The following is a 24508-nucleotide window of genomic DNA, read 5'->3' on the forward strand; positions in this document are numbered from 1 at the left end:
GCACACCAGCGAAAGGAAGTTGACGATGGCCACCGCTGCCGTTGCCGATCCGCCCGGGACCGTCCCCTCACCCTCGCCCCTGCCTCCGGCGCCGACCGCACCGCCGATCCCGGCCGAGCTGGAAGCCGTACTCAAGCGGATGCGGTTCCCTTATCTGCGCAGAGCCGCCCCGGACGTGCTGGCCACCGCCCGCTCCCAACGCTGGGACCCGGCCGAAGTCGTGCGGATCCTGCTGGAAGAAGAGATCAAGGGCCGCGACGACGCCACCCGCCGTAACCACCGCAAACAGGCCCAGCTCCCCTCGGGCAAGACCTTCGACTCCTGGCGGGAGGAGGACTCCTCCATCCCCGCCCCGACCCTGCACGCGCTGATGACCCTGGAATGGGTCTCCCGCGCGGAGAACCTGGCCTGCGCGGGCCCCTCCGGCACGGGGAAAAGCCACCTGGCCGAGGCGCTGGCGAACAAGGCGATCGACGAGGGGATGAAGGTCTCCTGGTTCACCCTCGAATCGCTCACCGCCCACCTCGGACGCGCGACCGTCGACAACACGGTCTCCAAGGCCGTCGCGAAGATCACCCGGTCCGACCTCATCATCGTCGACGACATCGGCATGCTGCCCTCCGGCCAGGCCGCCGCCGAGGCGTTCTACCGCGTGATCGATGCCGCCTACGAACGCCGGTCGGTGATCGTGACGAGCAACCTTCATCCCTCGGGATTCGATTCGATCATGCCCAAGACGCTCGCCACCGCCGCCGTCGACCGGCTCCTGCACCATGCCCACGTCGTCCTCACCGAGGGCTCTTCGCTGCGGCTGACCCAGGCCACCACCGGCCAGGGCGTCGTCCCACTGCACCAGCCGGGCTGACCCTGACCAGCTCAGGCAGCAGGCTCCGGCAGAAACCCGAGGTGCTCGATGACCCGGTTACGAAGGAGGAGGTACTCGTCCCATCGGCGCAAAGGGCCCGGCGGGCGTTTCACAACATGGCCCTCGGTGACGGTCTGGCCCCGCTGGAACTGCTCGCGTGTCAGATCGATCTCGATGCGGCTGGCCAGCCGGTTCCACATATGGAAACCGTGCTGGACCCCGTCGGAGTGCACCTCGCCGGCCATGAGGTCGCCACCGAAGACGTCATTGACGATCAAAGCCGTGATGTCACAGTGCCCCCAGGCCGGGTTCTCTGGCTGCCAGCCAGAGCGAGCGAGATCGTCCGGGGAGCAGGTGTCAGCGGCCCAGCTGGCACGCAAGGCGCTGTCCAGGTCGAGCAGGTTCCAAGGGATCATGCCGACAGCATCGCAGTCACCACTGACACCGAAGTTGGCGCGGCACCTGAGCTGCACTCCTGCCGCCCCGCCCCAACCATCGCCCACGCGAGGGACGAAAAGTAGTACCGGACAGGGAGATCAACTGTCCGCCCACAGGGACCTGAAAAGTCCGCTCACCCGGACGGACCGCTGTCCGTGGACAAATCGTTGATGTGGCATGGGGCGGGGTGATCTGACGGATGCGGAGTGGGAACGACTGCGGCCGTTCCTGCCGGTCAGCAATGGACGTTGTGGCAGGTGGCGGGATCATCGACAGGTGATCGACGGGATCCTGCACCGCGTGCGCACCGGGGTGCAGTGGCGTGATCTGCCCGAACGGTTCGGACCGTGGAAGACCGTCTATGAACGCCACCGGCTATGGTCGGCCGACGGCACCTGGGAACGCCTGCTGCAGCAGGTCCAAGCCGCGGCCGACGCCGCGGGCGACATCGACTGGGACCTGGCGGTCGACTCGACCATCGTGCGCGCTCATCAGCACGCGGCCGGTGCTCGCACAGATCCGCCGCCGGCAGCCGCGTCAAAGGGGGCCGAAACAGCAGAACACCAGGACGAGCCTCCGTGGCAGAGCCTGCTCGCCCGGCTGGTGGAGGTGGTGCAGGAGGTGAGGGACTGGGCCGCTCGCGCGGCGGACTCACGAGCAAGCTCCACCTGAGCGCCGACGGCCGCTGCCGCCCGCTGTCCCTGATTGTCACCGGTGGACAGCGGGCGGACTGCACCCAGTTCCAGCCGGTGCTGGAGAAGATCCGCGTTCCACGGCCGGGGCCGGGCAGACCGCGCACAAAGCCCGACAGCCTCGCCGCTGACAAGGCCTACAGCAACGGGCCCTGCCGCGACTACCTGCGACGACGGGGCATCCGGCACATCATCCCGGAGAAGTCCGACAGTCAGGCCGCCCGCCTGCGTAAAGGCTCACGCGGCGGACGGCCACCCGGCTTCGACGAGGAACGGTACAAGAAGCGCAACACGGTCGAGCGGGCGATCAACAGGTTGAAGCAGTCCCGGGCCGTGGCCACTCGCTACGACAAACGCGGCTACGTCTTCCTCGGCACAGCCACCACAGCCGCGCTGGTCATTTGGCTTCGCACATGATCGCCCGGACAAGTCCTAGCTGGCCTTGCGTCCGTGTGGCTCCTTCTTGTTCAGCTGCGCTACTGGGTCCGGGTACGGTCCGGACCGCCGATGTTGTCAGGCCGTTCTGTTGGTGACCGTCGCTGTGACCTCGGCCCCGGGGTAGCGTTCTTCCAGCTCTTTGACCAGGGACTGCACCCGACGGACTGTCTCGATGGGACTGAGCGCTTGCAGCAACGGAAGCTCCGGCACCTGCTCCTTGCCCTTGGTCCAGCGTCCCTCGATGACGAGATCCGGACCGATGATGTGTCGCCCCTCGTGGGCCTCGCGCACCGCGCATGCCGGTGGTGGTGTTCGCGTCACGGTCAGGCGCAACGTGCGGCCGGCATATGGCCCCTCCCGGACTGGCTTCGGCACTGCCGGAGGGGCTTTTCGGGGCTCAAGCGGGTGTCGGCCGATCGGCCACCGCCGCGGTCCGTCACGCTCGAGGTCGAATTCCGGCAGGTACGGCCGGCCCGTGGCCGGGTTGATGGTGTTGCGGGCCTGCGCTTTCCACCGCTCGTACGTGCGGTGGGGCAGCGCACGCTCATTCGGAGCTTCCACCAGCTTGAGGCCGTAGACGGCGTGGATGGCGCGTTTGGGAGACAGCCCGAGCCGCACCGCGTACCTGTACATGATCGAGAAGGTCTCGGCGCGCAATCGCACGCCGTCCGGCTTCTTGCCATGGGGGGTGGGGAGGGCGAGTGAGGCCAGCCAGATCGAGCTGCGGGGCGCTTCTTGGCTCGCCTCGGCCGTCATCTTGATCCGGCGGACCAGCTCGAGGTCATCGGTGGGCCTGCGGGCGTTGCGACGGGTGCCCGGTGGCGGGATGGCACGGACGTCCCCGGCGGACCAGGTCCGCCAGTCCATGTCGACCTCGACCGTCCAATCCGGCCATCCGTAGAGATTCTGTAGGACGACGCCCGTCTCGGTCAGATCCATCTGAACGTTCATCAATCTCTGCCGCACCAGACAAGCATGGCAGCACTGTCGGACACGGCTTGCATTCCGGCGACCTGGAAACTACCCCGATTTTGTCGGCCAGCAGCCTGAAGCGATTCTCGCCAGCCTGGTCTGCATGACGACGAACACACAGAGCTGCCCCGATTGCGACGGCAACGGACGCCACCCGGTCACGCAGGAACCGTGCGAGATGTGCCAGGGCAGCGGCCTCATCCAACGCTGAGGCCCGACTGGGGCATCCCGCAGTCCCGCCTCTCGTGGCGCGTCGGCCTGCCACCGGGCCGGCAAAAGGACAGACGATCACCACCGCGAGGCACGCGCGCACGAGCCCCATGAGGGCTCTCTTGCCCGCGCGCTTCGCTCCTCCCGGCGCACCGCAGCGGCGCGTCCTACCCATCCCTATTTGATGGCTGCTCACCGACGAGGGCGCCGATACCTCGATCGTGCCTCAACTGCCCCACCCGCCAGGCTCCTCTGGCCGACCATCGAAGGTGTCTGTGCGCCCTGGCGCCTCGGAAAAGAAGACAGGATGCGGCGCGTCATACAAAGCACCCGGGCCGTCCATGAGTACCTGGTCGGTCGTCAGGCGACCTGGGCCAGTGAGCGAGTGCTGTCGGTACCCCGGGCGAGGCGTGCGCTGTGGCTGCTTTCGCCAGCATCATGGCGGTACGCATGGGTCATTGCGAGTCCCACGGCAGCACAGGTTGCTGGGGGAGCCGGGACAAGGTCAGCAGGAGGTCGTTGCGGCGAAACTCGATTCCTGCTGCCAGCAAGTTACGCACGTGTTTGTCGAGTGCATCGAGGAGGTCGTCCGGCAGGCCGACCGCGACGGGAATCTGCCAGGCGTCCGTGAGCAGAGCGTCGAACTCGTGTTCTTGCACTTGCAGGTGGACATGGATCGACCAGGGTTCCACGGCCTTCATCGGTCCGCGAACGGAGCGGCCTCGCTTGCCCAGGAGCCGGTTCCCTGCGAGCTGGAGCGCGCGCAACACTGCCATTTCCGAGACGGCAGTGACCAGCACGGCACGGTCCACCTGATTCATACTTCCCCATCCTCTGCTTGTCCTGAGCATTGTCCGCGAGTACGTGCGGCTCGCTCTCGTTCTTCGGCCTGGTGCGGCAGTTCCTCCTGCTACCCCCGCCTTGCTGCTGCGACGGTTCGCAACACTGGGGCGGCGTTCTCGCCGTTCTCAACCCTCGAAACCAACTGTTTGACGGACGCGCCTACGACACCTGCCTGTGGACTGTGGCGCGCAGGCAGGGCCTACTGCTCAGCAGGCCAGGAAGCTGCCTGCCAGGGGCAGGCCCGTCTCGGCGAGGCGCTGGGCGTGTGCGCGCAGATGTTTCGCCTCGGCCGGGAACAAGGGGGCGAACACGTACCCCCCGGGCGAAGGCGCCAGACGGTGGTGGGCACGGGCAGCGGCCAGCAAGGGGCGTGCCCAGGCGGGGACGGAGTGCAAACGGCACTGTCGGTGACTGGGCGTGTGTGTCTTCAGGACGCTGATGTCTGGGGTGAGGTCCAGGTCCCGGATCCACCGCAGACGGCCTAGCGCGCTGTCGGTGAAGGCCGGCACGCTCAACCCTCCCGCGGTCAGGGGATGCGCCAGCGTGGCCAGCGCGGCGGCCATCTCCGGCGTGATCTCAACAGGAGGGGCGGCCTCGGCCAAGACCGCCGTCGCAGCCGCCGAGGAACACCCTTCCTGTTCCTGACCCGCCCGCGCACGACGGCTCCGGCGTCGTGCAGCCCCGGCGGCCGCCGGGGCTGCCCGGGCCCGGAGAATACGCCGGGTAGGCAGGCACTGGCCCCGGCCCGGACAGCACGGCCTCGAACTGCTCCCGGCTGCTGACACGGTGCATCAGCGGGGCAAGGGCCGGCGGGATCCGGCGCGGGGCGGCCTGCCACACCAAGGTCAGATGGATTCCCGCCATATCGCGCCAGGCCAACAACTGCTCGACCCGCCGGGTCGTCAGCAGGTGGGCACGCAGGAGCACCACGTGCCGGATGCCCTCTGCGACGCTCCAGGCGGCCGCGGCCAGCCACGCCGCCTTCACCGAGTCCAGCAGGGCATCAGCGGCACCGGAAGCTGGCGCCAGACGCTTGCCCAGCGCGTACAGCACGTCGTGCGCCAGCGCGGCCGGAAGGGCGCTGGCGGGTGTGGGCTGCACGGTGATGCAGCCCTCGGCGGGGCGGTGCGCCTGCAGCGCCACCCGTGTGGAGAACAGGTCGTCCTGTTCGTCCACCACGACCCTCACCTCGCCCCGGTACATGCGCCTCACTCCTGATCTTCTCGGCTGCCCCTGACCGTCCCCGCGGGCGCTGGCCCGGGGTTGCCTGGCAGCCCGGTGTGGTGCGGGCGGTCCGCGAACGGAGAAGGAGCGGGCCGCCCGCGGACCGTGCGCCTCTCCTACATGCCGGCGACCTTGCTGTAGACCCACTGGATCAGGTCGTCGTTGATTGCGCTCAGCCCCTTCCTCTTCATGCCGTTGAGCATGTGCTTGGTCAAGGTGGCCCAGTTGCGGAAGTTGCCGTGCGCCGCAGCGCGGTCGATGTCGCGGATCCTCTGCGGGTCGGTGCTCTGCCACATCGAGTGGAGGCGGGCACATTGGCGACGACCTCGTCTTCGGGCATGCGCTGGAACTTCTGCCAGATGAACATCCGTGACGCGAGCATCGGCTCCCGTTTGAGGACCTTGTAGCAGTTGTCGCCGCCGGCGAAGATCACCGCGATGTCGGTCTTGCGGTCATCCCACAGGTGCCGCCAGTACTCGAATGAGCTGCGGCCCATCCACTGGGCTTCGTCGCACACCAGCACTCGGAACGTCTGTGCCAGGGTTTCCTTCAGCAGGGTGTCGAATTCGATGGGCCGGGTGGGCGGTTCGCCGGGCAGTCCAAGTGCGTGGAACAGGCCGTGGCGGATGTCGCGGGGGGTGGGGCCGGAGCGCAGTTCCAAACGGTAGGTGTGCTCGGGGGCGAGCTTGCGCAGCGCTGAGTTCACCGACATCGTCTTTCCGCAGCCGGCCGGCCCGAAGGCGCACATCATGGCCTTGGCCTCGATTGTGGCTTCGACGTTGTCCAGGGTGGTCATCAGGGGCTCGGTGGCCACCAGGTGGGCATCCAGGCGGTGGAAGTGATCTGTGTCTTCCGCAGGGAGTCGGCCGTATTCCAAGTCGAGGTCAATCATGCGTGCTTCTGGGGCGTACCGGGCTCCGAGGGAGCGTCCTGCGGCTGCACCGGGCGTGCCCAGCCCTCGGGAACGGGCGGCGGCGGGATGTAGCCGGGGTTGGTCTCGCGGCGGTTAGAGGCAGGCTGCGCGCGCAGTTCGGCCTCGGCTTCCGCCGCGGTCAGCGTCCCCAGCCGTTCGGGCGCGACGGCGCTGGTGACAGCCTGGAAGCGGGAGCGGCGCAGCTTCGCGGCGGCCTTCAGGTCCGCGCGCAGCCGCCGCGCCCTGGCCTTCCGGGCGTTACGCACCTGACGGACCTGTTCCTCGCTGGCCGCCTCGGCCAGCACAGCGGCCCCTAGGGCGTGTATCGAGTTGTGATCAATCGGTGGTCCGGGTGAGGTCTTTGATCCAGATCATCGAGGCTGGTAGGTGGAGGCCGGCGAGGTAGCTGTCCGGGGTCTTGTCGTATCGAGTGGCGATTCCTCGCCAGGCCTTGAGCTTGTTGATCAGGCGCTCGACGGTGTTCCTCTCCTTGTAGAGAGCGGCGTCGTGGCTGACGGGTCGACCGCCCCCGGAGCCTTTCTTCTTCCGGTTGGAGGCTTGGTCCTTCTTCTCCGGGATCACGGCCTTGATGCCGCGTTGGCGCAGGTGGGCCCGGTTGCCGCGGGAGGAGTAGGCCTTGTCGGCGGCGACCGCGTCCGGCCGGGTGCGGGGGCGGCCGACGGGGCCGCGGACCCGTAACTTCTTGAGTACCGGGATGAACTGCGGACTGTCCGCGGCCTGGCCTGCGGTCAGCACGAATGCCAGCGGGCGGCACTTGCGGTCGGCGGCCAGATGGACCTTGCTGGTCTGCCCGCCCCTGGAGCGTCCGAGAAGAGCGGCCTTCAGACGGACTCTTCGTCGATACCGGATGCGTCGTCGCTCCTCCCGCCCGGGATCTGCTGTGACGTCCTGCCCGCTTTGTTCTTCGAGGCTGCCCCCTTTGACCTGGCCTTCTCCGCCTCGGCCGCAGCCTTCTCCAGTGCGCTGAGGATGTCTTCGCCCAGGTGCATCCCGGCGGCCTCGTGGTGTGCCCGCGCGGTGGTGGAGTCGATACTGACCAGGGACAGGTCCACCTCACCCCGCTTCGCCGCTTCCGCGATCAGGCACTCCAGCAGGGCCTCGAAGACGCCGGCGTCACGCCACTGCCGGAAGCGGTTGTGCACGGTCGACCAGGCGCCGAACTCCTGCGGCATCTCCCGCCACTGCCCGCCGGTCTTAAACCGCCAGATCACACCCTCGAACTGCTCCCGCAACCGCTCGGGATACGGGCCGTACTCGCCGATCGGCAGGTACGGCCCGATGAACTCCCACTCTGCGTCTGTCAGTTGCACTCGCGTCACACAAGAAGATCTACCGGACCAGAACCCGCCGCGAGAGCGAATACCGCAGATTGATCACGACTCGATACGCGCCCTAGGCCCCCGCTAGCTGGCAGCCTCCGCTGGCCAGCTACCGCTGCACCTACAGCCGTGCCTGGATCTCGGTGAAGCACGTGTACGGCCTGACCGTCGACACTGACGAGCGCTCGGCGCTGGAGGGCCTGCTCGCTCCCTGTGTCTGAGAACGGCTCCCGGCGCGGCGAGCCCTCGGCGTGCCGGGAGCACATCCGTGTGCGCGTTCCTTCGGCGTAGCGTCGGATCCCAACCGCTGTACAGGGCTTAGCACATCCTGCGGCCCCACTCCGGGCGCCGCCCCTGGAAGGGCCGGACGGCCCAGGCCGGGATCCCCGGACTTTAGGCCAGGGAGCACGTCGAGCGTCAAATGTGTGAGGTCTACCCCGCGCCAGCTCGCTCACGTGCGGGAGGATGAATTCCGTTGACTGCCCCTTTCGTGAGTTGAGGTTGTACGTCATGTCTTCCAGCCCTGAGCCCGTGGCTGAGGCTTCAGCCACTCCGACCCGGGCCCGTCCGATCCGGCTCACGCTACGCCCGGATCAGCAGCAGGCGGTCGACAGCGCAGCACGTCATCTCGCGCGCCCGCATACGCGTGGGCACACGGTCTCGGCGTGCGGTACCGGCAAGACCGTGACGGCATTGCGTACGGCCGAAGCCCTGACCGTCCAGCATCTTCTGATCGCAGTGCCGAGCCTGGACCTGATCGCGCAATGGGCCCAAGCCGCCCGCAGAGACGGACGCCGCGAGCCGATGATCGCAGTGTCCTCGCTGCGCGCAGACAAGCACCCGCTGCTCGCCGGGGCAGCCGTCACGAGTACGAACTCAGGGGAGAGGCTGGCGTCGTGGCTGGCCCGGCACGAGCACGCCACCGTCTTCGTCACCCTCGACTCGCTGCCGAAGATCGAGCAGAGCCAGCACACCCGCGCCCCGGCCCCAGTCTTCGATCTGCTGATCGTGGACGAGGCACACCGCACCGCAGGCAGCTGGGACAAAGAGTGGACAGCCCTGCACGACAACACCCGCATCCCGGCCGACCGCCGTCTCTACCTCACCGCGACCCCCTACGAGTGGGAGCCGCCGCGTCTGACAGAGGCACCCACGTCCCGTCCGGTACCCAAGCGCACCGCGGCCACGGCCCCAGAATGGGATGCACCCTCACTGGTCGCCTCCATGGCAGACATCAAAACCTTCGGCCCACGCCTGCACACCTACTCCCACGCCCAGGCCATCGAAGACGGAGTCCTCGCGGACTACCAGCTGGTCGTACCCACCATCACCGACACCACCCTGCGCACCGCCCTCGCCGACCCAGACGCCCACTCCGGCTTCGCCCCAACCGCCCGCCGGACGACAGCCCTGCACCTCGCCGTCCTCAAGGCGATGGCCGAACACGACCTCCATCACCTGATCATCTATTTCCAGCAGATCGCCGATGCCACGGACTTCGCCCGCCAGTTCCCCCACACCCTGCGCACCCTCACCCGCGAGCAGCGCCCGGACTGGGCCGAGGACCTGGTCGTGCAGTCGATCAACGGCACCCACACCCCGGGCCAGCGCCACGACATCCTGACCGACTTCGCCGACGCCGACCGTGCCGTCCTCACCAACGCCCAGGTCCTGGGGGAGGGCATCGACCTGCCATCTGTGGATGGAGTGGTATTCGCCGACCGTACCGCCAGCGTCCGCCGGATCGTCCAGGCCCTGGGCCGCGCACTGCGCAAACCCCCCACCCTCGAGACCAAGACAGCCAGCCTCATCATCCCTGCCTACATCCCACCCCGCGCCGACCCCACCGACCTGCTCGCCACCCCCTACGAAGCCTTGTGGCTGGTCACCGCAGCCCTCAGACACCACGACCAGACCATCGCCGCCCGCGCACCCCGCAAAAACCCCAACCAGCGCCTCGAACGCGACACCCACACTCTGATCGCCCGCCGCTTCCGCTTCGACTTCACCCTCGATCCCAACACCATCGCTCAAGCCATGGACCTCCTCTCCTGGCCCGCCGACGGAACCACCCTCTCCGCCCCGCGGAGAGCCGGCCTGGCCGCCGCCACCCGCTTCTACACCGAACACCAGCACCTGCGCGTCCCCGCAGACTACGAGGACGCCTACGGCTACCACCTGGGCACCTTCATCACCGGCCAACGCACAGCCCACCAGCAAGGAACCCTCACCCCAGAGTGGATCGCTGAACTCGACGCACTCGGCATGATCTGGGACGACCACGAAGCCACCTGGCAAGGCCACCTCACCACCGTCACCGCCTACCAGACAGAGCACGGTCACCTCGCCATCCCCGCCCACCAACCCGGCGGCCAGTTCCTCGTCGACCAACGCGCCCTGGCCCGAAAAAACCGCCTTGCCCCCGAACGCGACGCCGAGCTCACCGCCCTCGACCCCGACTGGACCCTTCCGTACGGCCCCGATTGGCACCGCAAGTACCACCTCCTCAAACGCCACCTCGAAGCCGGCCACGACCCCGCAACACTGCGCCGCGACACCGTGATTGAGGGAGTGAAGGCCGGGAGCTGGCTGCACCGTCAGCACACCTCCTGGGACCAACTGGCCCCTGGACAACGAGATCTCCTCACCCGCCTCAAGCTGACCCCCAACCAAACCCCGCTTCCCGCAGGGATGATGATCGGCACGGTGTCGAAGCGGACTCGCCGTACCTTCCAGCAGACCGCGGAGATCCTCCGGCTGTTCGTGGAACGCTGGGGCCGCCCGCCCGGCGCTCGGGAATGGATCGAAGCCGACGGCGACCGGATCATGATCGGCCCGTGGCTCTGCAAGGTCCGAACCAAACAGACCACCGGCCAACTCACCCAAAAACAAGATCAGTTGATGGAAGAGATCCTTCAAGGCGACTGGCGCGACACCGTCCCGGCAGCTACGGAAAAGGGGGACACCCACATCTCGAATCTTCCATAGTTTTCCGCTTCTATGGAAGCAGCAGAAAGGCACATGGAGCCAGTAACTCAGGAACCCCGGCAGGCCGAAACGATCCTGACGTTGAGTCGACTCCTACCTGATTCAGCGCCACGGGGAGGACTTCACTCTGGCCAGTCCAAAGGTGACCGCGGAGCGGGAACCTTTCCAACCACCCTAGCCATAAACAGAGTTGCAGGAAATTAACCAGGCTAAGTGCTCGGATTGGTCCTGGACACTCTTCTTCTACGCTGCGAGTACGTGGTCGTTACGGAACCGCTGTCGCGTCTCGTGGGGTGTGAGGTACCCGAAGAGAGGGTGCTTGCGGAGGCGGCGCCGGTTGTAGAAGGTCTCGATGAAGGCGAAGGCCTCGGCGCGGGCGGTGGCCCGGTCGGGCCAGAGCCGGATGCCGATCTCTTCCTTGAGTACGGCCCAGAAGCTCTCGGCTGCGGCGTTGTCAAAGCATGAGCCGGTCCGGCCGGTGCTTTGCCGAAGTCCCAACCTGCTTATCTCGGCCCGGAATTCAGCCGAGGTGTATTCGCTACCGCGGTCGCTGTGCATGATGCGGCCGGGTTATGGGTCGCCCCGGCCGTGGGCCGTCCGCAGCGCGTCGACTACCAGGGAGGCGCGGTGGTGGTCGGCCATCGCGTAGCCGACCACCTCGCGCGTAGCCAGGTCCAGCCAGCAGGCCAGGTACAGCCAGCCCTCGCGGGTGGGCAGGTACGTGATGTCCCCGACCAGCCGGGTGCCTGGCCGGGTGGCGGTGAAATCATGCCCGATCAGGTCTGGGGCCGGCCGTGCCTGCCGGTCGGGGCGGGTCAGCGAGCGGCGTTTTCGGCGCGTGACACCGGTGATCCGGCGTTCGCGCATGATCCGCTCAACCCGCTTGCGGTTGATGGTCCGGCCCAGTCGCCGCAGCTCGGCGTGCACGCGCGGGACACCGTAGGCACCCTTCGAAGCGAGGTGGATCACTGTGATCTCGTGGGCCAGGGCCTCATCCGCGCGCTCGCGTTCCTGCCGCGCCTCCTCGGCCTCCAGCCAGGCATAAGGAGCGGGCCACAGCCAGGACACGGCACGGCACGGCACGGCAGGGCCACCGGATACGTGGCCTTCTCCGCAGCGATGAACCGGCAGACCTCGTTCACCGGTCGCTGTCCTGGGCGAAGAAGGCCGCAGCTTTTTTCAGGATCTCGATCGTCTTCTGCTGCTCGACATTCTGCCTGCGCAACTGCTTGAGCTCTTCGCGCTCGGCGCTGGTCAGCTCACCCGCCCCGCTCTCACCACGGTCGATCCGGTCACGCTTGACCCAGCCGCGCAGGCTCTCAGGGCTCACCCCAGATCCCGCGCGACCTCCGTGATCGTCTTGCTGGAGGAACGGGCCAACGCGATCGCGTCCCGCTTGAACTCCTCCGAATACCGCTTCGAGTACTGACTACCCACCTGGCACTACTTCCTCCGGAACCTCATGTTCCAGTCTCCAGGTGTCCAGTCACCAGGGGAAGCTTCACCCCACCCCGGCCTCTCACAGGGCCTGCTTGCCTGAGGCTCATCGTGGTGCCCGCCGGCGTTCGGGCCATCGGCCTGTCCTCCGGAACTCCTTGATCTTGGTGTTGGGGTAGGAGCGATGCATTCGGCGGTGAGCACCAGGGGCAGGGCTACTCGGTGCGTGTCACCGCCTCGCTCGCGCTCCACCATGCCGCTTTGGAGCAGTGCATCCCCTCGCCGACGACAGCTCCACCCCGGCCGGGCGCAAGGCGCACCGCACATACTCCGACCGGATCGCCGCGGCATCACCCTGAAGGGCGGACTGCTGCTGTCCCAAGGGCTGCCCCCGGGTGTCTGAATCGGGGCAGGGCGCCGCGGGTGAGGGCAGGGGTCAGCCGCGGATGATCTGGGCAGTGGTGACGGCGCCGTACTCAAGGCCCCAGTTGGTATGAATCTTGCCGTACTCGCCGCTTTCGGCGCCGAGGGTCACCAGGTGCAGCACTGAGCGCGTTTCCAACAGCTGGCCCCGGGACGGGGCGTCGGCACGGCGAGCATTCTCACAAGGGGCCCCGGCACGACTGGGCGGAATCCGGGGCCTACTTGCTGCTGTCCGGCTTTGGGTCTTCGAACTTCGAGGAGGCATAGAACCGGACGAGACGGATGAACTCTCTCGCCGCCAGCGGGTTAGCGGGGCGAATATCCCAGCTGTCGAAGTCTGCTTGCTTGGTCCCCGGAGCGATGCGCACGGTGAGTGCCTTCGTGCCGGCCTTCACGTATACCTTGGTGATGTCGTCCCAGCTTCGGTCCACCACCTTCCCGCCGCGCCCGAGTTTGGAGAGGGCGACACCATCGACCTGCAGCCTCAACGGCGACGCCAAAACTCCTATGAGTCCACCAATGACCCCCAGGACGACCGTACAGGGACCAAATATCAGGGTGAGGAAGAGAACGAGCTGTACGGCTTGCAGCCCGATCCCCCCGGACAGGTTTTCGTCCGGGCCATTAAACTTTATGCCGAGAAAGTCCCACACAGTAGGCACCATGTGGTACGCCAAAAACTGGTAGTACGCGGGTATCACCAGCAACAGGATGCTCCAGGGGCCGGCATAGCCCCAGTTGCCGGCCCACTCCCAGATTGTGCTTCCGCGCCCTTCGATGAGTGTCACTGATCCGCGCGTGGTCGGCGGCGGGTCGGATTCGAGGTGACGCGGGGAGGGCGTCTGGGTGGCGGGTTCGGCAGTCGGCTTCTTCCTGATGCCGGCAAGGGGGGCGCGCAGGAGGTCAGGCGCTGGGGGGATCGCGGGTCTTGGCCGAGGACGGTTCTTCTTTCGGCGGGCGATGGCGACGTCGCCCTCCCCGGCGAAGCTCAGCTGTGGGGGCAGGGGGGTGCTCTTGGTCATCCAGTGGTGCACCTGGTCGTAGAGCTCACGGACCGTGAGGTAGCTGGTGGACTGGGCGTGCCGCAGGCCGTGCACGAGCATTCCGGTGAATGGGCTGGGCTGCCCCTCTACTTCGGCATCGCGTGCGAGCTGCGTGGCCCTGTTGCTGGCCAGGACGTACCGGCCCTTGCCTGCCACCGGAGAGGCCAGGCTGGCGCCTGTCTTGAACGTGCCGCTGTGGCAGCAGTCGAGCACGATGATAGTGGTCGCGGCGGCTGAGCTGTCGATCATGTTGTTGATCTCCGCGGCGCTCAGCGTCGTGGCGCGGAGCCGGTCCGGCGTGGTGTCGCCGGCGCACAGGTACAGGCGCCCGTGTTCATCGAGCTGGCCGTGGCCGCTGTAATACAGCAGCAGCACGTCCTCGCGCCCTGCAGTGGTGAAGAATTGGTCTAGCTCTTCCCGCAGTTCCTGAACTCCCTTGTCCGGCAGGGACAGGACGTTGTCAGGAGGGAACAGCCCGACCTTGTCATCGGTCAGTGCTTGTCCGAGTTTCTCGATGTCGACCAACGGTCCGCGCAGAGTCAGCAGCGCATGGGGGTCGCGAGGGAAAGTAGCGTTTCCGATCAGCAACGCGCGGTAGTGCGGGTCGGCCGGCATCAGTCGGCTCCGAGACGCCTGCCGACGCCCTCCGCCAGGGCCTGGAATGATGCTTGATCGACGTTGTTGCCGGTGACCGTCAGCGTCTGCTCGGCGCCCTGGTCATCGGTCCACGTCACCGTCAGGGCCCGTGTCTTGTCCCGCGCCAGCCAGGTCCGGAAGCACGCCACCGCAGCGGTCAACGCGCCGGACGAGCCCAGGGCGAGGATCACGGCCTCCACAGCACCCTTCGCGCCTGGCTCCGGGACACCTCGCCGGGATATTGTCCCGGCCTCCCCGCGCAGGGCGGCGTGCAGTGTCGCTACTTGATCTAACCAGCGCTGGTCCTCCAGAGCGAACTTCGCCGTGCCCGTCGTGATCGTCAGCTCTACATCGGAAGCCATTCCTACCCCCACCCCGTTCATACCAAGCCGAGCATAGCGATCGACCAACTCGTGTCATGGCTGGCCACGCCGTCCACACCGCCGCCGGCGCTGTCCCGGGGGCAGGAGGGGGGTTCATCGCGTTCTGCAACGGCTCCCGGGCCGCCTCCAGCTGCCCCGCCTGCGCCGCCAGCGTGTCCACGTCTCCGGTAGCGACCGCGTCCTGGCTGGCGGAGATCACGCCGAGCAGCGTGTGCAGCCCCGTCGTCGCGTGCGCGGCGGCCAGCGGGACCCGGGCCGACCTCATGGTGTGCGACATCCCGGGAGTTCCCCTGAGCCCCGCTGAGTCCTTGCCCCTGTGGCCAGGGGGTTCTTCCTCCTTCGTGTGCTCTGTGGTCTTGTGACGTAACTTCGGGATTCTTGAAGCGTTCTCACCGTGTCCGACCTCCGCAGTCGGGCCGAAGGCGAGGAGGCTCGGGTTGGCGGCGCTGGCAGTCGTACGGGACCTGCGTGAGCGCTGGGCGCCCGCGACGGCGGAGGAACTGGAGCGGTTCGAGACCGACGTGCTGTCCGGGTTCGTCCTCGCGCGGGCCTCGGCCGGCCTGGCGGACGGCACGATCCGCGGGGACGTCGGGCACCTGGACCAGATCAGGACCTGGTTCGGCCGGCCCCTGTGGGACATGGAGCCTGCCGACGCGGACGCGTACTTCGGGAAGGTGCTGCGGCACTCGCCCAGCGGCACTCGGCTGGGCCGGTCACAGGCACTGAGCACGTACTTCATGTTCCTGGAGCTGCGGCACAAGGTCGAAATCCACCGGATGACCGGCCGGGTAGTCGAGTGCCCGATCGACGAGATGAACCGGCCGCGAGGCGCCAAGGACGCCCAGCTGCGGATCCCTCCGAGCGAGCCGGAGGTCGAGACACTGTTCACCGGCTGGGGCGGCGAGCTGGCCACCTGCCGCAAGTTCGCCCCGACCGCCCGGAACTACACGGCCTCGAAGCTGATGTCACAGGTCGGCCTGCGGGTGAGCGAAGCGTGCAAGCTCGACTTGGCCGACATTAAGTGGGACCTGGGCCGCTTCGGCAAGCTCCACGTCCGCCACGGCAAGGGCGCCCGCGGATCTGGGCCGCGCGAGCGCATGGTGCCGCTGATCAACGGCGCCGACCGCACGCTGCGATGGTTCATCGAGGACGTGTGGGGCCAGTTCGACGACGACCACACCCGCCCCGGCGCCCCGCTGTTCCCCTCCGAGCGCAGATGCGCCGACGGCTCCTCGCGCCGGGTGGGCGACGACGCCCTGCGCGGCGGGCTCAAGGGGGCGGCCAAGGCGCATCTGCCGGGCTGGGGCGAGAAGCTGACGCCGCACGTCCTGCGGCATTTCTGTGCATCCCAGCTCTATGCGAACGGGCTGGACCTGCTCGCAATTCAGGAGGTTCTGGGACATTCCTGGATCGCCACGACGATGCGATACGTCCACGTCCAGCAGACCCGGGTCGAGGACGCCTGGGTCGCCGGGACCGAGCGGGCCGCGAAGCGGCTGGAAGGGCTGGTCCGATGAGGTGGAACCTGCGGCTGACCGCCGCGAACAAGGGTATCTGGAAGGCGTCCGAGCTCCAACGAAGCCTGGCCGAACACGGGTTGGTGATCTCGGCGGGGAAGATGTCCGGGCTGTGGTCCGGTCAGCCGGTCTCCCTCAAGCTGGAGGACCTGGATGTCATCTGCGTCGTGCTCGGCTGCGAGATCGGTGACCTGCTGATTCCCGAGCCGGAGAAGGTCAACCGCCCCGGGCGAGAGGATGTCGGCCAAGCCGCGGTCGGCTCCAGAACCGTCGCCCCGGCGGTGGTCCCCAAGCGCCGCGACGGCCGGTCGCTGCCGCCAGCATGAGCCGGTATCCGAAGGGCCATCGCAAGCCCACCGACTCCTGCGGCAGCTGTCTGGCCTGGGGGAACTTCAGCGGACGCCTCTGCCCTGCCTGCTACATGTTCGGCCGCAGCCACAAGACAGCCGCCTGCGTCGGCTGCCGCCGTGTCCAACCGCTGAAGTGGGACTACTGCCGTCTGTGCTGGTGCCAGGCCCGCTTCAGTGCCAAGGCCGTCGCCGGCCAACAAGCAGACGAGGCGGACGTGAGGGACCGGCTCGGCGCCGTCCGGCACCACCAGCTGTTTTTCATGGGCATGCACCACCGCCACGGATCGGTACCCACCCCTCGGCCGCACGGAGGACGGTGGGGTGCCTCGTGCAAGCCGCCGCCCGCACCGGCCTGGAGGCCGAATCCTGGCTGGAGGCAGCTGCCGCTGTTCGAGCAGATCCCGCGGGACTACAGCCGACTCGACCCGGCCGTCGCCGACCTGGTCAGCCCCTGGCTGGCCTGGGCGAAGTACCTCGCTCACCAGCTTGCCGAGGCCCGGGGCTGGGGACGCGACATCCGCTTCGCCGTCAACCGCGGCCTGGCCCTCGTCCTCACCGGGTACGTCGAGGGCGACGTCATCCGACACAGCGAGATCTTCGCCCTGCTCCGGACCCGCGATCTTCCCGTCCTCCACACAGTCACAGTCCTGGAGGAGATGGGGATCTTCGAGGACGACAGCGAACCCTCCTTCGAACGCTGGCTCGCCGAGAGACTGGAGGGCCTCGCACCCGGCATCCGCTCGGAGGCCGAGCGGTGGACCCGAGTCCTACGCGATGGCGGTCCCCGCAGCCTCCCGCGGCAATCAGGCACGGTCTGGCTCCACCTCAACCGGGTCCGACCAGCCTTGCTGGAGTGGTCGAACCGCTACGACCACCTGCGAGAGGTGACCCGCGACGACGTCCTCGCCCACGCCCAGACGCTGCACGGGCGCCAGCGCCACGATCAACTCGTCGCCCTGCGTTCGCTGTTCGCCTGGGCCAAGCGGGCCGGGCTGATCTTTCGCAACCCCACCAGCAGGATCAAGGTGGGGCAATATCAGTACGCTGTCCTCTGGTCTGCAAACCAGAGAACTCGGGACGAACCCACTCATTGCGTGCATCGCATGGTCAGGGCCCGGCTTCCTCCGGGCCTTTGACATGTCCGGGGGTTACCGCTGGTCGAGGGCCTTGCCTGCAACCTTCCCCGCCACGTCCAGCACCTTGAGCCACAGCTCGTGGCGCCGGTTCTTGCGACGCTCCGCCTGATCTGCGCTTTCCGACTCGGGCTCCCGGGCCGACTGCTGACTCTCAGGCATCGCGTGCCACCTCCTGCTGCACGGCGAAGAGATCCGCAGGACACCCGGCCGTGTTTTCGGGTGTCCCGTCGATCCATCCGACGAAGGCGACGAGCCCGGCTCTAGCTGCTTTCCGGCAGCGAGAGAAATCCTCAATACGCCTCTCACCTGCGAAAATGTCGCGGGTTCCAGTGAATCCCTCGCTGGTTCCTGTAACTTTCTTCGCAGGCTTTTGGCGATCTCGCAGGTCACAGCGGTGTCAGGTTTATGGGGCTGTGAGCAGCATGTAGCCACAAATGCGCCATCACATCGCAAAGTTGGCTCGATCATTGCGCCGAAGCAGGCTACGACCCTGCACGAGTTGCTCCCGAAGCGCTGGAGGAGCTCGGCCTCAACTTCTATGCGACCGCCAGCGATGTCGGCCAGGAAGCCGCGGCACGAGCACTCGCAGTTCACGTGGAAGGCCGCCACCTCGCAGCTATGAACTCCCGCGTTCCCACCGAACCGGCCGACACTCCCAGCTGATGCACACGGACCGACCCGCGAGTTCCCGCTGAACAGGCTTCAGTTTCGCTGAACTCACGGGGCTCTTCGGGGTCGAGTAGGAGCCATGCAGAGAGTCCAGTTTGGGTCACCCGGCACGTGCGCGTGCCGTTCAACCACGCCGCCGAGGTCCGGCCGGGCACGAGCCTTCCGGTACGGACCGATCGCGCCGACCTGCGCGCGATGATCGTCGAGTGGGAGTGCCTCCACTGACCGTCAGGCCTGAAAGGCACCGGCACCACTGGAACCGGCCGATTACTGGATGAGCGTGCGCAGAAGGGCGGTGTGCTCATTGGGCCCGGTGACCTCCCTGGAAGGCAACGCTGTCCCCTTGTGCTGAAGAACGGCTGGAGGGGACGGTACCGCTCCCACCCAGCTCCCCGTGCCGGGCGGGAGCTCTCCGCGCAGCACACTGCAAGCCCCAGCCCTCCGGCCGACCGCGCTGAGCTGCCTGACTGGCTCCAGGAGGAGCTGGACCGGCAGGGGCCGCCCGGCCCGCGGTGAAGCGCCTCTCGTGAACATCGGTACTGGAGGGGGTCAGGCTGCGTCCTCGACCTTGAGGAGGAGCAGGCCGAACTCGGGGCCGTCGGCGGTGTTGCGGTAGGGGCCGGCATACTCCTAGCCGAGCCGGGCGTACAGGTCCTGGCCGCGCCGGTTGGAGGGCAGCGCGAGCAAGGACGCCCACTCCGGGGCGATGGCCTTGAGGAGCTCGGCGTGCAGGAGTACGGTCGGCAACTTCCGCCGTCGCTACCAGGCCGAAGGGCTGCTGGGGCCGGCCGACCGGCGCCCGGTGCGCAGGAAGCCGCAGTCCGGCACAGTCGATGACGCGGTGGTCGAGGCCATGCGGAAGGCGATCAAAGAGGGCGAGGACGACTCCACCCGCACCGGCACCTACATCATCTGGCGGACCGGCGAAATCCTGCGGGAGAAGGGTGAGACGGCTGGGCTGCCGTCTCGAGCAACGCTCTGCCGACTGCTGGCCAAGCTGTCGCAGGGCAGTCCCGTCTCGGGAACGGCCCGCGACCGGCGCTCGCGCGCCCACGGGGCGAAGGCCCCGTTCGGGCAGTGGACGGTGTTCGCGCCGGGCGAGGTGGTGCAGATCGACTCCACTCCGCTGGACGTGCTGGTCCGCCTCGATGACGGGGGGGTCGGAAAAGTCGAACTCAACTGGCATGGTCGATGTCACGACCAGGACGGTGACCGCAGCGGTGCTGCGGCCCACCACGAAGGCGGTCGACACAAGCGTGCCGCCGGCCCGCACGGTCACCCCGGAACTGATGCGGCCGGGCCGGGCCGACGCCCTGCGGATGTCGCGATCGGTGCTGCCGCACCGGCGGCTGCTGGACATCGATGAACGCCTGGAACACGCTGCCGCGAGGCCGGTGATCGTGCCAGAGATGATCGTCTGCGATCACGGCAAAGCGTTCATCTCCCCGGCACGTCAAGGCGTCCTGCCGCTTCCTGGAGACCGACTTCCAGCCCACGCACACGGCGTCCCCGTTCCAGAAGGGGCACGTGGAGAAGATGCCTGACTCCGTCGGCACGCTCTTCGCTCAGTTCGCCGCGCGGGCCACACCGGACGCAGTGCCGACCACCGCGGCCGCAACCTGGACAAGCAACCGCTCTGGTCGCTGCCCCAGCTGCAGGAACTTCTCGACGAATGGCTTGCCGCCACGTGGCAAAACCGCGAACACGACGGGCTGCGTGACCCGTTGCACCCGAGCGGGTCTCCAGCCCGGACAGGTCATCGCTCAACCCGCCGGCCACGTCCGGGCGGACGAGGACGGCGCCGTGGTGGTCACCCCGTCCACCCCGCGCCGGCCGCCACGCGCCCGGACCGGCTCCGGTGTCCCCGCAGCCGCCCGCGCTCTCACTCGGGCCGGGCCGCACCGCCGACCGCGTGCATGTGCCGCAGCCCTTGCCGATAGGAGTCCAGCAGCCCGGTCTCGGCATACGGGAGCCCGAGACTGCGGCAGTGTTCCCGCACCAGAGGCTGTACGAGCCCAAGGTGACACCTGGGCATGTTCGGGAAGAGATGGTGCTCGATCTGGTAGTTCAGCCCGCCCAGAAGCCAGTCCGTGACCGGCCCGCCCCGCACGTTACGCGAAGTCAGGACCTGACGGCGCAGATGACCCCACCGCTCCCCCGCCGGGCCGGGCATCTCCATGCCCTTGTGATTGGGCGCGAAAGCCATTCCCAGATGGAGCCCGAAAAGCGCCTGATGAAGCAGCCCGAACACCACCGCCTTCCCCACCGGCAGGCAGGTCAGCAGCAGGGCACCGTAACCGGCCGCATGCAGCGCCAGCAGCACGCCCTCCACAGCCCGCCCGCCCACCGGCTGCCGCCACAGGTCCTTCACACTGCTCACCTTCAGGGCAATGCCTTCCAGCAGCAGCATCGGGAAGAACAGCCACGCCTGGTGGCGGGTGACCCAACGGGCGAACCCGCGGCGCACAGCCGCCTGCTCCGCAGTCCACACCAGCGCGCCGGCGCCGACGTCCGGGTCCTTCTCGATGTGATTGGGGTTGGCGTGGTGCCGGTTGTGCTTGTCGTTCCACCACGCGTAACTCATGCCCAGAAGCAGATTGCCGTGGAGCAGTCCGATAGCGCGATTCGCCCGGCGGCCCACGGCGATCTGGGCGTGCCCGGCATCGTGGCCGACGTAAGCGGTGCGGGCAGACCAGACGGCCAGCGGCACAGCCAACAACAGCGTCCACCAGGTGTCCCCGGCCAGGACCAACCCCGTCACCACCGCGGCCAGGACCAGGAGGTTCACGGCGATCATCCGCGCGTACCAGCCCCTGCGACGCTCCAACAGCCCCCGCCCCCTGACCTTCCGCAGCAGCGCAGTGAACTCACTCCCCCGCTGCCCGGCGGCGCCACCGGGTGCGGTGGACACAGACAGCGCGACGGTCTCAGACATGGAAGACTCCGGTCCTGAATCGGCCAACAACGCACTGACCTGCTCAAACGTACGGACCAGGGGTCATGCTGCGCCATGGCGCCAACACCCCCGCCACACCGGGGGCCAACCCCAGCACCCCCAAGGGGGCCAGCAACACCCCCCACCCCAGCTCCCAGAGACCACCACGCCGGAAAACCCGCGCCACGCCGGCGTCCTGGAGGAACCACTCCTGCCACGCCGCACCACGATCACCACCGCACCACGATCACCGCTGCGCGCCGGCCACCATGCCGGTGGTGCGGGACACGGCCCACCGCGAAGATGCCCCGGCCCCCACCGGCCACGAGCGTGCCAGCCCCCCGTTCAGCCCGAACCACACCATGGAGTAAGGCCCGTTGTGGCACAGGCCGGCGGCGCCGAGCCAGTCCGCTCGGCACGGGCCCGCCGCAGCGAGCGGCCGGAAGCAACGTCCCGGGGGGCGGGCACCGAGCCGCCGGCGGCCGGGAACTCCCAGGCCCGGTCGCCCATCAGCCCCTGGGATACGGCCGCGAAGCCCTGCGAAGGTCCGGGCCAAACGGCGGGGCCCACTCGCCCGGCTCGGCGGCTGGCCCGCCCAGCCGGGCAGCGGGAGCGGGAGCGGGTGAATCCGGCCGGTCAGCGCCGGAAGCACTCCTCGCGTCCGCTGGCCGCCGGCTCGAAGCACACCCGGAGGCCGGTGAGATCCCGGCCGCCGACCATGGGAGTGAAGAGGAAGTTCTCCTCGTCGTATGTGTCGGCGGCCCCGACCCGTTGTGGCCGGCCGCCCGGTACCGACACTTCCAGGGTGTCGCCGGCGTGTGAGCGCCACATCCGTGCCCATGCGGCGCTGCACTCCGCGCTGTACCTGATTTCGAGCCGTGCACCGGTGGAGGTGGTGCGCTGCGGGCCGAGTGTCCGGACTCGCCCGGGCCTGCCGCAGCCCATCAGCTCCGGGCTTTTGCCCGTGCACATCTGCGCGCGACATCCAGGGGCGACTGCCGCGGGAGGCGAGGCCCGCCCCGCCCGCTCGCCGGCCCCCGTGCCGGAGAGCACGGCCGCCCACACCGCCGTCGCCAGGCCGACCGCGCAGACGGCAGCGATGGCGAGGGCCCGCACGCGCAGCCTGGTGCGCACGCCCCCCTCCGGACTCTGTCCGGCACGATCAGCGGGCGGGCCGCCCTCGTCCCGCTGATCGCTGTCCGGCCGCGCCACCGCTCTTTCGGCTGCGGGGCGCACTGCCTTCCGGGCCCGCCCGCTCCACTCCAGATCGGCCAGTTCCCACAGCGCCACCATGCGCTCGGGCGGTTCCCCCGCCATCGCACACAGTGACTCGACGGCCTGGCGCGGAGCGAGTTGCCTGCCATTGAGATAGCGCTCCCAGGAGGACTTGCTGTACGCGGTTTCCTTGGCCAACGCGGCCATGCTCAGGCCCGTACGCACTCTCAGCCGGCGCAGCTCCTGAGCAAGCCGTGCACATGCGAGCGCCGCGGTGCCCGCCTCGACGTCCTTCACCCCCGAAGCACCTTCCAGGTCTGCGGACCCACCAGGCCGTCCGTCGCCAGCCCGGCTTTCTCCTGCAGCCGCTTGACGGCCCGCGTCGTCATCTCCCCGTCGACGCCGTCCACACCGCCCGGGTCGAAACCCAGATGATCCAGCAAGCACTGGGCCTCTACCACGTCCCATCCCGGCCGGCTCAGCACGGCGGTGCGGGTGGTGCTGTACCCCGCGTACAGCTGTCCGTTCTTCCGCCTGACCGCGCAAGGGTAGGTCTTTCCCGGCTGGTAGGCGAAGACCCCATGGGCCGTGGCCGCCGTGCCCTTCCCACTGTTCCCGTGGTCGCTCCACGGCGCCGCGACCAGCAGGCCGACGACCAGTGCGCCGAGCAGCACAGTCGTGAGGACACCGATCAGCACTGCCCGGCGGGCGCCGCCCCGCGTCGGGATGTCCGCCGCTGCGGTGGCTGCGTCTTCCATCCGCCAGGCCTCTTCAGCAAGCTCATGGAGCACCAGGAGCCGTGCCGTCCCTACGCCGCACACCCGCGCCAGTGCCTCCACTGCCTCTCGCGGCGCCAGCGCCTTTCCGTTGAGGTAGCGCTCCCAGGAGGAGCGGCTGTAGCCGGTCTTGGACGCCATCGACGACAGGCTCAATCCGCTGCGGTCCTTCAGCCGCCGCAGCTGGACGACCAACTGCTGCACCCGGTCGTCGAGAGAATCCGGAAACGCCTTCCAACGCGACACGTTCCACCCCATCCGCGTTCACTCGCCGGAGGCTACGCAAACGCCCCCTGGGTGGTGTTATACGCCTGTGCGAGGTCCCCGGCTCCTGGCGCGCGCGCCTCCGTACACACCTTTCGGACATCTTCACGCCACCGCCCGGCCCGCCGGCGTCCCGGCGTCACGTCATGCCCGGCGACATCCCATCAGGTCAGAGCACGGGACGTCCCACGAACCCCTCAGTCGCCCGCGGTTGCTGCCGGACCACCGGCAAGGGCCAGCAGACTCGGTGACGCACACCGGGCGGCGCGGTCCACCCCGTGCCGCCCCGACCATCCACGAAGGGACACCACATGCGCCTCAAGACCCTCAGCGTGCGGGCCGGCCTGCTCGCCGCAACCGCCGCCCTCGGCATCGGCTCCCTGCTCGCCCCGCCCGCCACAGCCGCCACCCCGCCCAGCACCATCAGCAAAGGAGACACCGGACACGGCGTCTGGTGCGTCCAGCACGCCGTCAACAACTACTACAAGACGTACTACGGCAAGAGCAGCGGCCCGCTCACCGAGGACGCGGCATTCGGCACCAGCACCGCCGACTGGGTGGCCTGGTACCAGGGCCGGTACGGCCTCCACGCCGACAGCGTCGTCGGCAAGAGCACCGGCTTCTGGATAATCACCGACGACGGCTACTACAGCAACTACTGCAAGGCATACGTGCCCCACGGGTCACACCCCTAAGCGGGTGAGCGTCTCCTCGTGACCGGCGAGGCCGCACGTCTTACGCAGCTTGAGGTGCTCCGTGAATGCGGCGGCGCTACGCGGGCGGGGTCACGCGTCGAGGGGC

At 68.2% G+C, this 24508-nt stretch carries 26 protein-coding genes and 2 pseudogenes; 8 read left to right on the forward strand and 20 right to left on the reverse strand.

Annotated elements, in window-relative coordinates:
• The first annotated feature begins 25 nt into the window (after window positions 1-25).
• Window positions 26-865: an IS21-like element helper ATPase IstB gene (gene istB, locus STRVI_RS21460; protein WP_014057754.1), complete on the forward strand. Its 840-nt coding sequence runs from the start codon at window positions 26-28 to the stop codon at window positions 863-865.
• 11 nt (window positions 866-876) lie between these two features.
• Here istB and STRVI_RS21465 read toward each other — a convergent pair whose 3' ends face one another.
• The gene (locus tag STRVI_RS21465; protein ID WP_014057755.1) at window positions 877-1281 is read right to left on the reverse strand and encodes a YunG family protein; all 405 of its coding nucleotides are present in this window, start codon (window positions 1279-1281) and stop codon (window positions 877-879) included.
• 199 nt (window positions 1282-1480) lie between these two features.
• Between STRVI_RS21465 and STRVI_RS48240 the strand changes: the two genes are divergently transcribed.
• Window positions 1481-2412 (forward strand): IS5 family transposase gene (locus STRVI_RS48240; protein ID WP_435532578.1). Its coding sequence is split into 2 segments (ribosomal slippage): window positions 1481-1858 and window positions 1861-2412, totalling 930 coding nucleotides; the frame shifts between segments, so codons are not numbered across the junction.
• Between the two features lie 96 nt (window positions 2413-2508).
• On the opposite strand, the gene STRVI_RS21480 is transcribed toward STRVI_RS48240, so the two are convergent.
• From STRVI_RS21480 to STRVI_RS48245, 7 genes and pseudogenes are all read right to left on the reverse strand, one after another.
• Complete coding sequence (locus tag STRVI_RS21480) at window positions 2509-3372, reverse strand: hypothetical protein (RefSeq protein WP_043236276.1); 864 nt, start codon at window positions 3370-3372, stop codon at window positions 2509-2511.
• 698 nt (window positions 3373-4070) lie between these two features.
• Window positions 4071-4436 carry a hypothetical protein gene (locus STRVI_RS21485; RefSeq protein ID WP_014057757.1) on the reverse strand — a complete coding sequence of 122 codons (366 nt, stop codon included), beginning with the start codon at window positions 4434-4436 and terminating at the stop codon, window positions 4071-4073.
• Between the two features lie 228 nt (window positions 4437-4664).
• Window positions 4665-5021 (reverse strand): hypothetical protein, encoded by a 357-nt coding sequence (locus STRVI_RS21490; protein WP_014057758.1) that lies wholly within the window; start codon window positions 5019-5021, stop codon window positions 4665-4667.
• Between the two features lie 13 nt (window positions 5022-5034).
• Entirely contained in the window at window positions 5035-5661 is a 627-nt protein-coding gene (locus STRVI_RS46470; RefSeq protein ID WP_014057759.1) for a hypothetical protein, read from the reverse strand.
• 232 nt (window positions 5662-5893) lie between these two features.
• Window positions 5894-6574: an ATP-binding protein gene (locus STRVI_RS21500; protein ID WP_014057760.1), complete on the reverse strand. Its 681-nt coding sequence runs from the start codon at window positions 6572-6574 to the stop codon at window positions 5894-5896.
• Entirely contained in the window at window positions 6571-6861 is a 291-nt protein-coding gene (locus STRVI_RS21505; protein WP_208949157.1) for a hypothetical protein, read from the reverse strand. Before STRVI_RS21505 ends, STRVI_RS21500 begins: the two co-directional genes overlap by 4 nt.
• Window positions 6862-6931: 70 nt before the next feature.
• Window positions 6932-7935: pseudogene (locus tag STRVI_RS48245) on the reverse strand (IS5 family transposase).
• A gap of 510 nt (window positions 7936-8445) precedes the next feature.
• On the opposite strand from STRVI_RS48245, the gene STRVI_RS21520 reads away from it, so the two are divergent.
• On the forward strand, window positions 8446-10923 hold the full coding sequence (locus tag STRVI_RS21520) for a DEAD/DEAH box helicase (protein ID WP_014057763.1): 2478 nt from the start codon (window positions 8446-8448) through the stop codon (window positions 10921-10923).
• 243 nt (window positions 10924-11166) lie between these two features.
• On the opposite strand, the gene STRVI_RS50770 is transcribed toward STRVI_RS21520, so the two are convergent.
• The 7 genes and pseudogenes from STRVI_RS50770 to STRVI_RS56035 form a co-directional block, all read right to left on the reverse strand.
• On the reverse strand, window positions 11167-11421 hold the full coding sequence (locus STRVI_RS50770) for an integrase core domain-containing protein (protein WP_167543214.1): 255 nt from the start codon (window positions 11419-11421) through the stop codon (window positions 11167-11169).
• Window positions 11422-11493: 72 nt separating this feature from the next.
• Window positions 11494-11991: an IS3 family transposase gene (locus STRVI_RS50775; protein ID WP_150112905.1), complete on the reverse strand. Its 498-nt coding sequence runs from the start codon at window positions 11989-11991 to the stop codon at window positions 11494-11496.
• 70 nt (window positions 11992-12061) lie between these two features.
• Window positions 12062-12253: a hypothetical protein gene (locus STRVI_RS48255; protein ID WP_078505319.1), complete on the reverse strand. Its 192-nt coding sequence runs from the start codon at window positions 12251-12253 to the stop codon at window positions 12062-12064.
• Entirely contained in the window at window positions 12250-12360 is a 111-nt protein-coding gene (locus tag STRVI_RS48260; protein ID WP_078505316.1) for a transposase, read from the reverse strand. The genes STRVI_RS48255 and STRVI_RS48260 overlap by 4 nt, the downstream gene beginning before the upstream one ends.
• A 641-nt stretch (window positions 12361-13001) precedes the next feature.
• On the reverse strand, window positions 13002-14441 hold the full coding sequence (locus STRVI_RS46475; protein WP_014057699.1) for a caspase family protein: 1440 nt from the start codon (window positions 14439-14441) through the stop codon (window positions 13002-13004).
• Window positions 14441-14824: an effector-associated constant component EACC1 gene (locus tag STRVI_RS52125; RefSeq protein WP_014057698.1), complete on the reverse strand. Its 384-nt coding sequence runs from the start codon at window positions 14822-14824 to the stop codon at window positions 14441-14443. The genes STRVI_RS46475 and STRVI_RS52125 overlap by 1 nt, the downstream gene beginning before the upstream one ends.
• A gap of 124 nt (window positions 14825-14948) precedes the next feature.
• Window positions 14949-15122, reverse strand: a pseudogene (locus tag STRVI_RS56035) (DUF6245 family protein); the annotation flags it as partial.
• A 160-nt stretch (window positions 15123-15282) separates the two neighbouring features.
• Here STRVI_RS56035 and STRVI_RS21550 point away from each other — a divergent pair.
• Genes STRVI_RS21550 through STRVI_RS21560 form a run of 3 tightly spaced genes read left to right on the forward strand, consistent with a single transcriptional unit; the run spans window position 15283 to window position 17848 of the window.
• Window positions 15283-16362, forward strand: a complete 1080-nt coding sequence (locus tag STRVI_RS21550; protein WP_014057697.1) for a tyrosine-type recombinase/integrase — start codon at window positions 15283-15285, stop codon at window positions 16360-16362.
• Entirely contained in the window at window positions 16359-16688 is a 330-nt protein-coding gene (locus STRVI_RS21555; RefSeq protein WP_014057696.1) for a helix-turn-helix domain-containing protein, read from the forward strand. Before STRVI_RS21550 ends, STRVI_RS21555 begins: the two co-directional genes overlap by 4 nt.
• The gene (locus STRVI_RS21560) at window positions 16685-17848 is read left to right on the forward strand and encodes a hypothetical protein (protein ID WP_014057695.1); all 1164 of its coding nucleotides are present in this window, start codon (window positions 16685-16687) and stop codon (window positions 17846-17848) included. Before STRVI_RS21555 ends, STRVI_RS21560 begins: the two co-directional genes overlap by 4 nt.
• Before the next feature lie 12 nt (window positions 17849-17860).
• Here the strand turns inward: STRVI_RS21560 and STRVI_RS52810 are convergent, their stop codons facing one another.
• The gene (locus STRVI_RS52810) at window positions 17861-18007 is read right to left on the reverse strand and encodes a hypothetical protein (RefSeq protein ID WP_014057694.1); all 147 of its coding nucleotides are present in this window, start codon (window positions 18005-18007) and stop codon (window positions 17861-17863) included.
• Window positions 18008-19319: 1312 nt separating this feature from the next.
• Between STRVI_RS52810 and STRVI_RS54635 the strand changes: the two genes are divergently transcribed.
• On the forward strand, window positions 19320-19883 hold the full coding sequence (locus STRVI_RS54635) for a hypothetical protein (protein WP_251982692.1): 564 nt from the start codon (window positions 19320-19322) through the stop codon (window positions 19881-19883).
• Window positions 19884-20082: 199 nt separating this feature from the next.
• On the opposite strand, the gene STRVI_RS54640 is transcribed toward STRVI_RS54635, so the two are convergent.
• From STRVI_RS54640 to STRVI_RS21580, 4 genes are all read right to left on the reverse strand, one after another.
• Window positions 20083-20247, reverse strand: a complete 165-nt coding sequence (locus STRVI_RS54640; protein ID WP_251982691.1) for a hypothetical protein — start codon at window positions 20245-20247, stop codon at window positions 20083-20085.
• A gap of 152 nt (window positions 20248-20399) precedes the next feature.
• Window positions 20400-21452 (reverse strand): fatty acid desaturase family protein, encoded by a 1053-nt coding sequence (locus tag STRVI_RS21570; RefSeq protein ID WP_014057693.1) that lies wholly within the window; start codon window positions 21450-21452, stop codon window positions 20400-20402.
• Between the two features lie 636 nt (window positions 21453-22088).
• The gene (locus STRVI_RS21575) at window positions 22089-22964 is read right to left on the reverse strand and encodes a helix-turn-helix domain-containing protein (RefSeq protein WP_014057765.1); all 876 of its coding nucleotides are present in this window, start codon (window positions 22962-22964) and stop codon (window positions 22089-22091) included.
• Window positions 22961-23689 (reverse strand): peptidoglycan-binding protein, encoded by a 729-nt coding sequence (locus STRVI_RS21580; RefSeq protein WP_251982698.1) that lies wholly within the window; start codon window positions 23687-23689, stop codon window positions 22961-22963. The genes STRVI_RS21575 and STRVI_RS21580 overlap by 4 nt, the downstream gene beginning before the upstream one ends.
• 329 nt (window positions 23690-24018) lie before the next feature.
• Between STRVI_RS21580 and STRVI_RS21585 the strand changes: the two genes are divergently transcribed.
• The gene (locus STRVI_RS21585) at window positions 24019-24402 is read left to right on the forward strand and encodes a peptidoglycan-binding domain-containing protein (RefSeq protein ID WP_014057767.1); all 384 of its coding nucleotides are present in this window, start codon (window positions 24019-24021) and stop codon (window positions 24400-24402) included.
• The last annotated feature ends 106 nt before the right edge of the window (window positions 24403-24508 follow it).

The organism is Streptomyces violaceusniger Tu 4113 (assembly GCF_000147815.2).
GTDB lineage: Bacteria > Actinomycetota > Actinomycetes > Streptomycetales > Streptomycetaceae > Streptomyces > Streptomyces violaceusniger_A.

Bases quoted from the DNA above. Each gene is read 5' to 3' on its own strand.
- istB (WP_014057754.1), top strand. From the start codon at position 26: ATGGCCACCGCTGCCGTTGCCGATCCGCCCGGGACCGTCCCCTCACCC.
- STRVI_RS21465 (WP_014057755.1), bottom strand. From the start codon at position 1,281: ATGATCCCTTGGAACCTGCTCGACCTGGACAGCGCCTTGCGTGCCAGC.
- STRVI_RS21480 (WP_043236276.1), bottom strand. From the start codon at position 3,372: ATGGATCTGACCGAGACGGGCGTCGTCCTACAGAATCTCTACGGATGG.
- STRVI_RS21485 (WP_014057757.1), bottom strand. From the start codon at position 4,436: ATGAATCAGGTGGACCGTGCCGTGCTGGTCACTGCCGTCTCGGAAATG.
- STRVI_RS21490 (WP_014057758.1), bottom strand. From the start codon at position 5,021: ATGGCCGCCGCGCTGGCCACGCTGGCGCATCCCCTGACCGCGGGAGGG.
- STRVI_RS46470 (WP_014057759.1), bottom strand. From the start codon at position 5,661: ATGTACCGGGGCGAGGTGAGGGTCGTGGTGGACGAACAGGACGACCTG.
- STRVI_RS21500 (WP_014057760.1), bottom strand. From the start codon at position 6,574: ATGATTGACCTCGACTTGGAATACGGCCGACTCCCTGCGGAAGACACA.
- STRVI_RS21520 (WP_014057763.1), top strand. From the start codon at position 8,446: ATGTCTTCCAGCCCTGAGCCCGTGGCTGAGGCTTCAGCCACTCCGACC.
- STRVI_RS46475 (WP_014057699.1), bottom strand. From the start codon at position 14,441: ATGCCGGCCGACCCGCACTACCGCGCGTTGCTGATCGGAAACGCTACT.
- STRVI_RS52125 (WP_014057698.1), bottom strand. From the start codon at position 14,824: ATGGCTTCCGATGTAGAGCTGACGATCACGACGGGCACGGCGAAGTTC.
- STRVI_RS21555 (WP_014057696.1), top strand. From the start codon at position 16,359: ATGAGGTGGAACCTGCGGCTGACCGCCGCGAACAAGGGTATCTGGAAG.
- STRVI_RS21560 (WP_014057695.1), top strand. From the start codon at position 16,685: ATGAGCCGGTATCCGAAGGGCCATCGCAAGCCCACCGACTCCTGCGGC.
- STRVI_RS52810 (WP_014057694.1), bottom strand. From the start codon at position 18,007: ATGCCTGAGAGTCAGCAGTCGGCCCGGGAGCCCGAGTCGGAAAGCGCA.
- STRVI_RS21570 (WP_014057693.1), bottom strand. From the start codon at position 21,452: ATGTCTGAGACCGTCGCGCTGTCTGTGTCCACCGCACCCGGTGGCGCC.
- STRVI_RS21585 (WP_014057767.1), top strand. From the start codon at position 24,019: ATGCGCCTCAAGACCCTCAGCGTGCGGGCCGGCCTGCTCGCCGCAACC.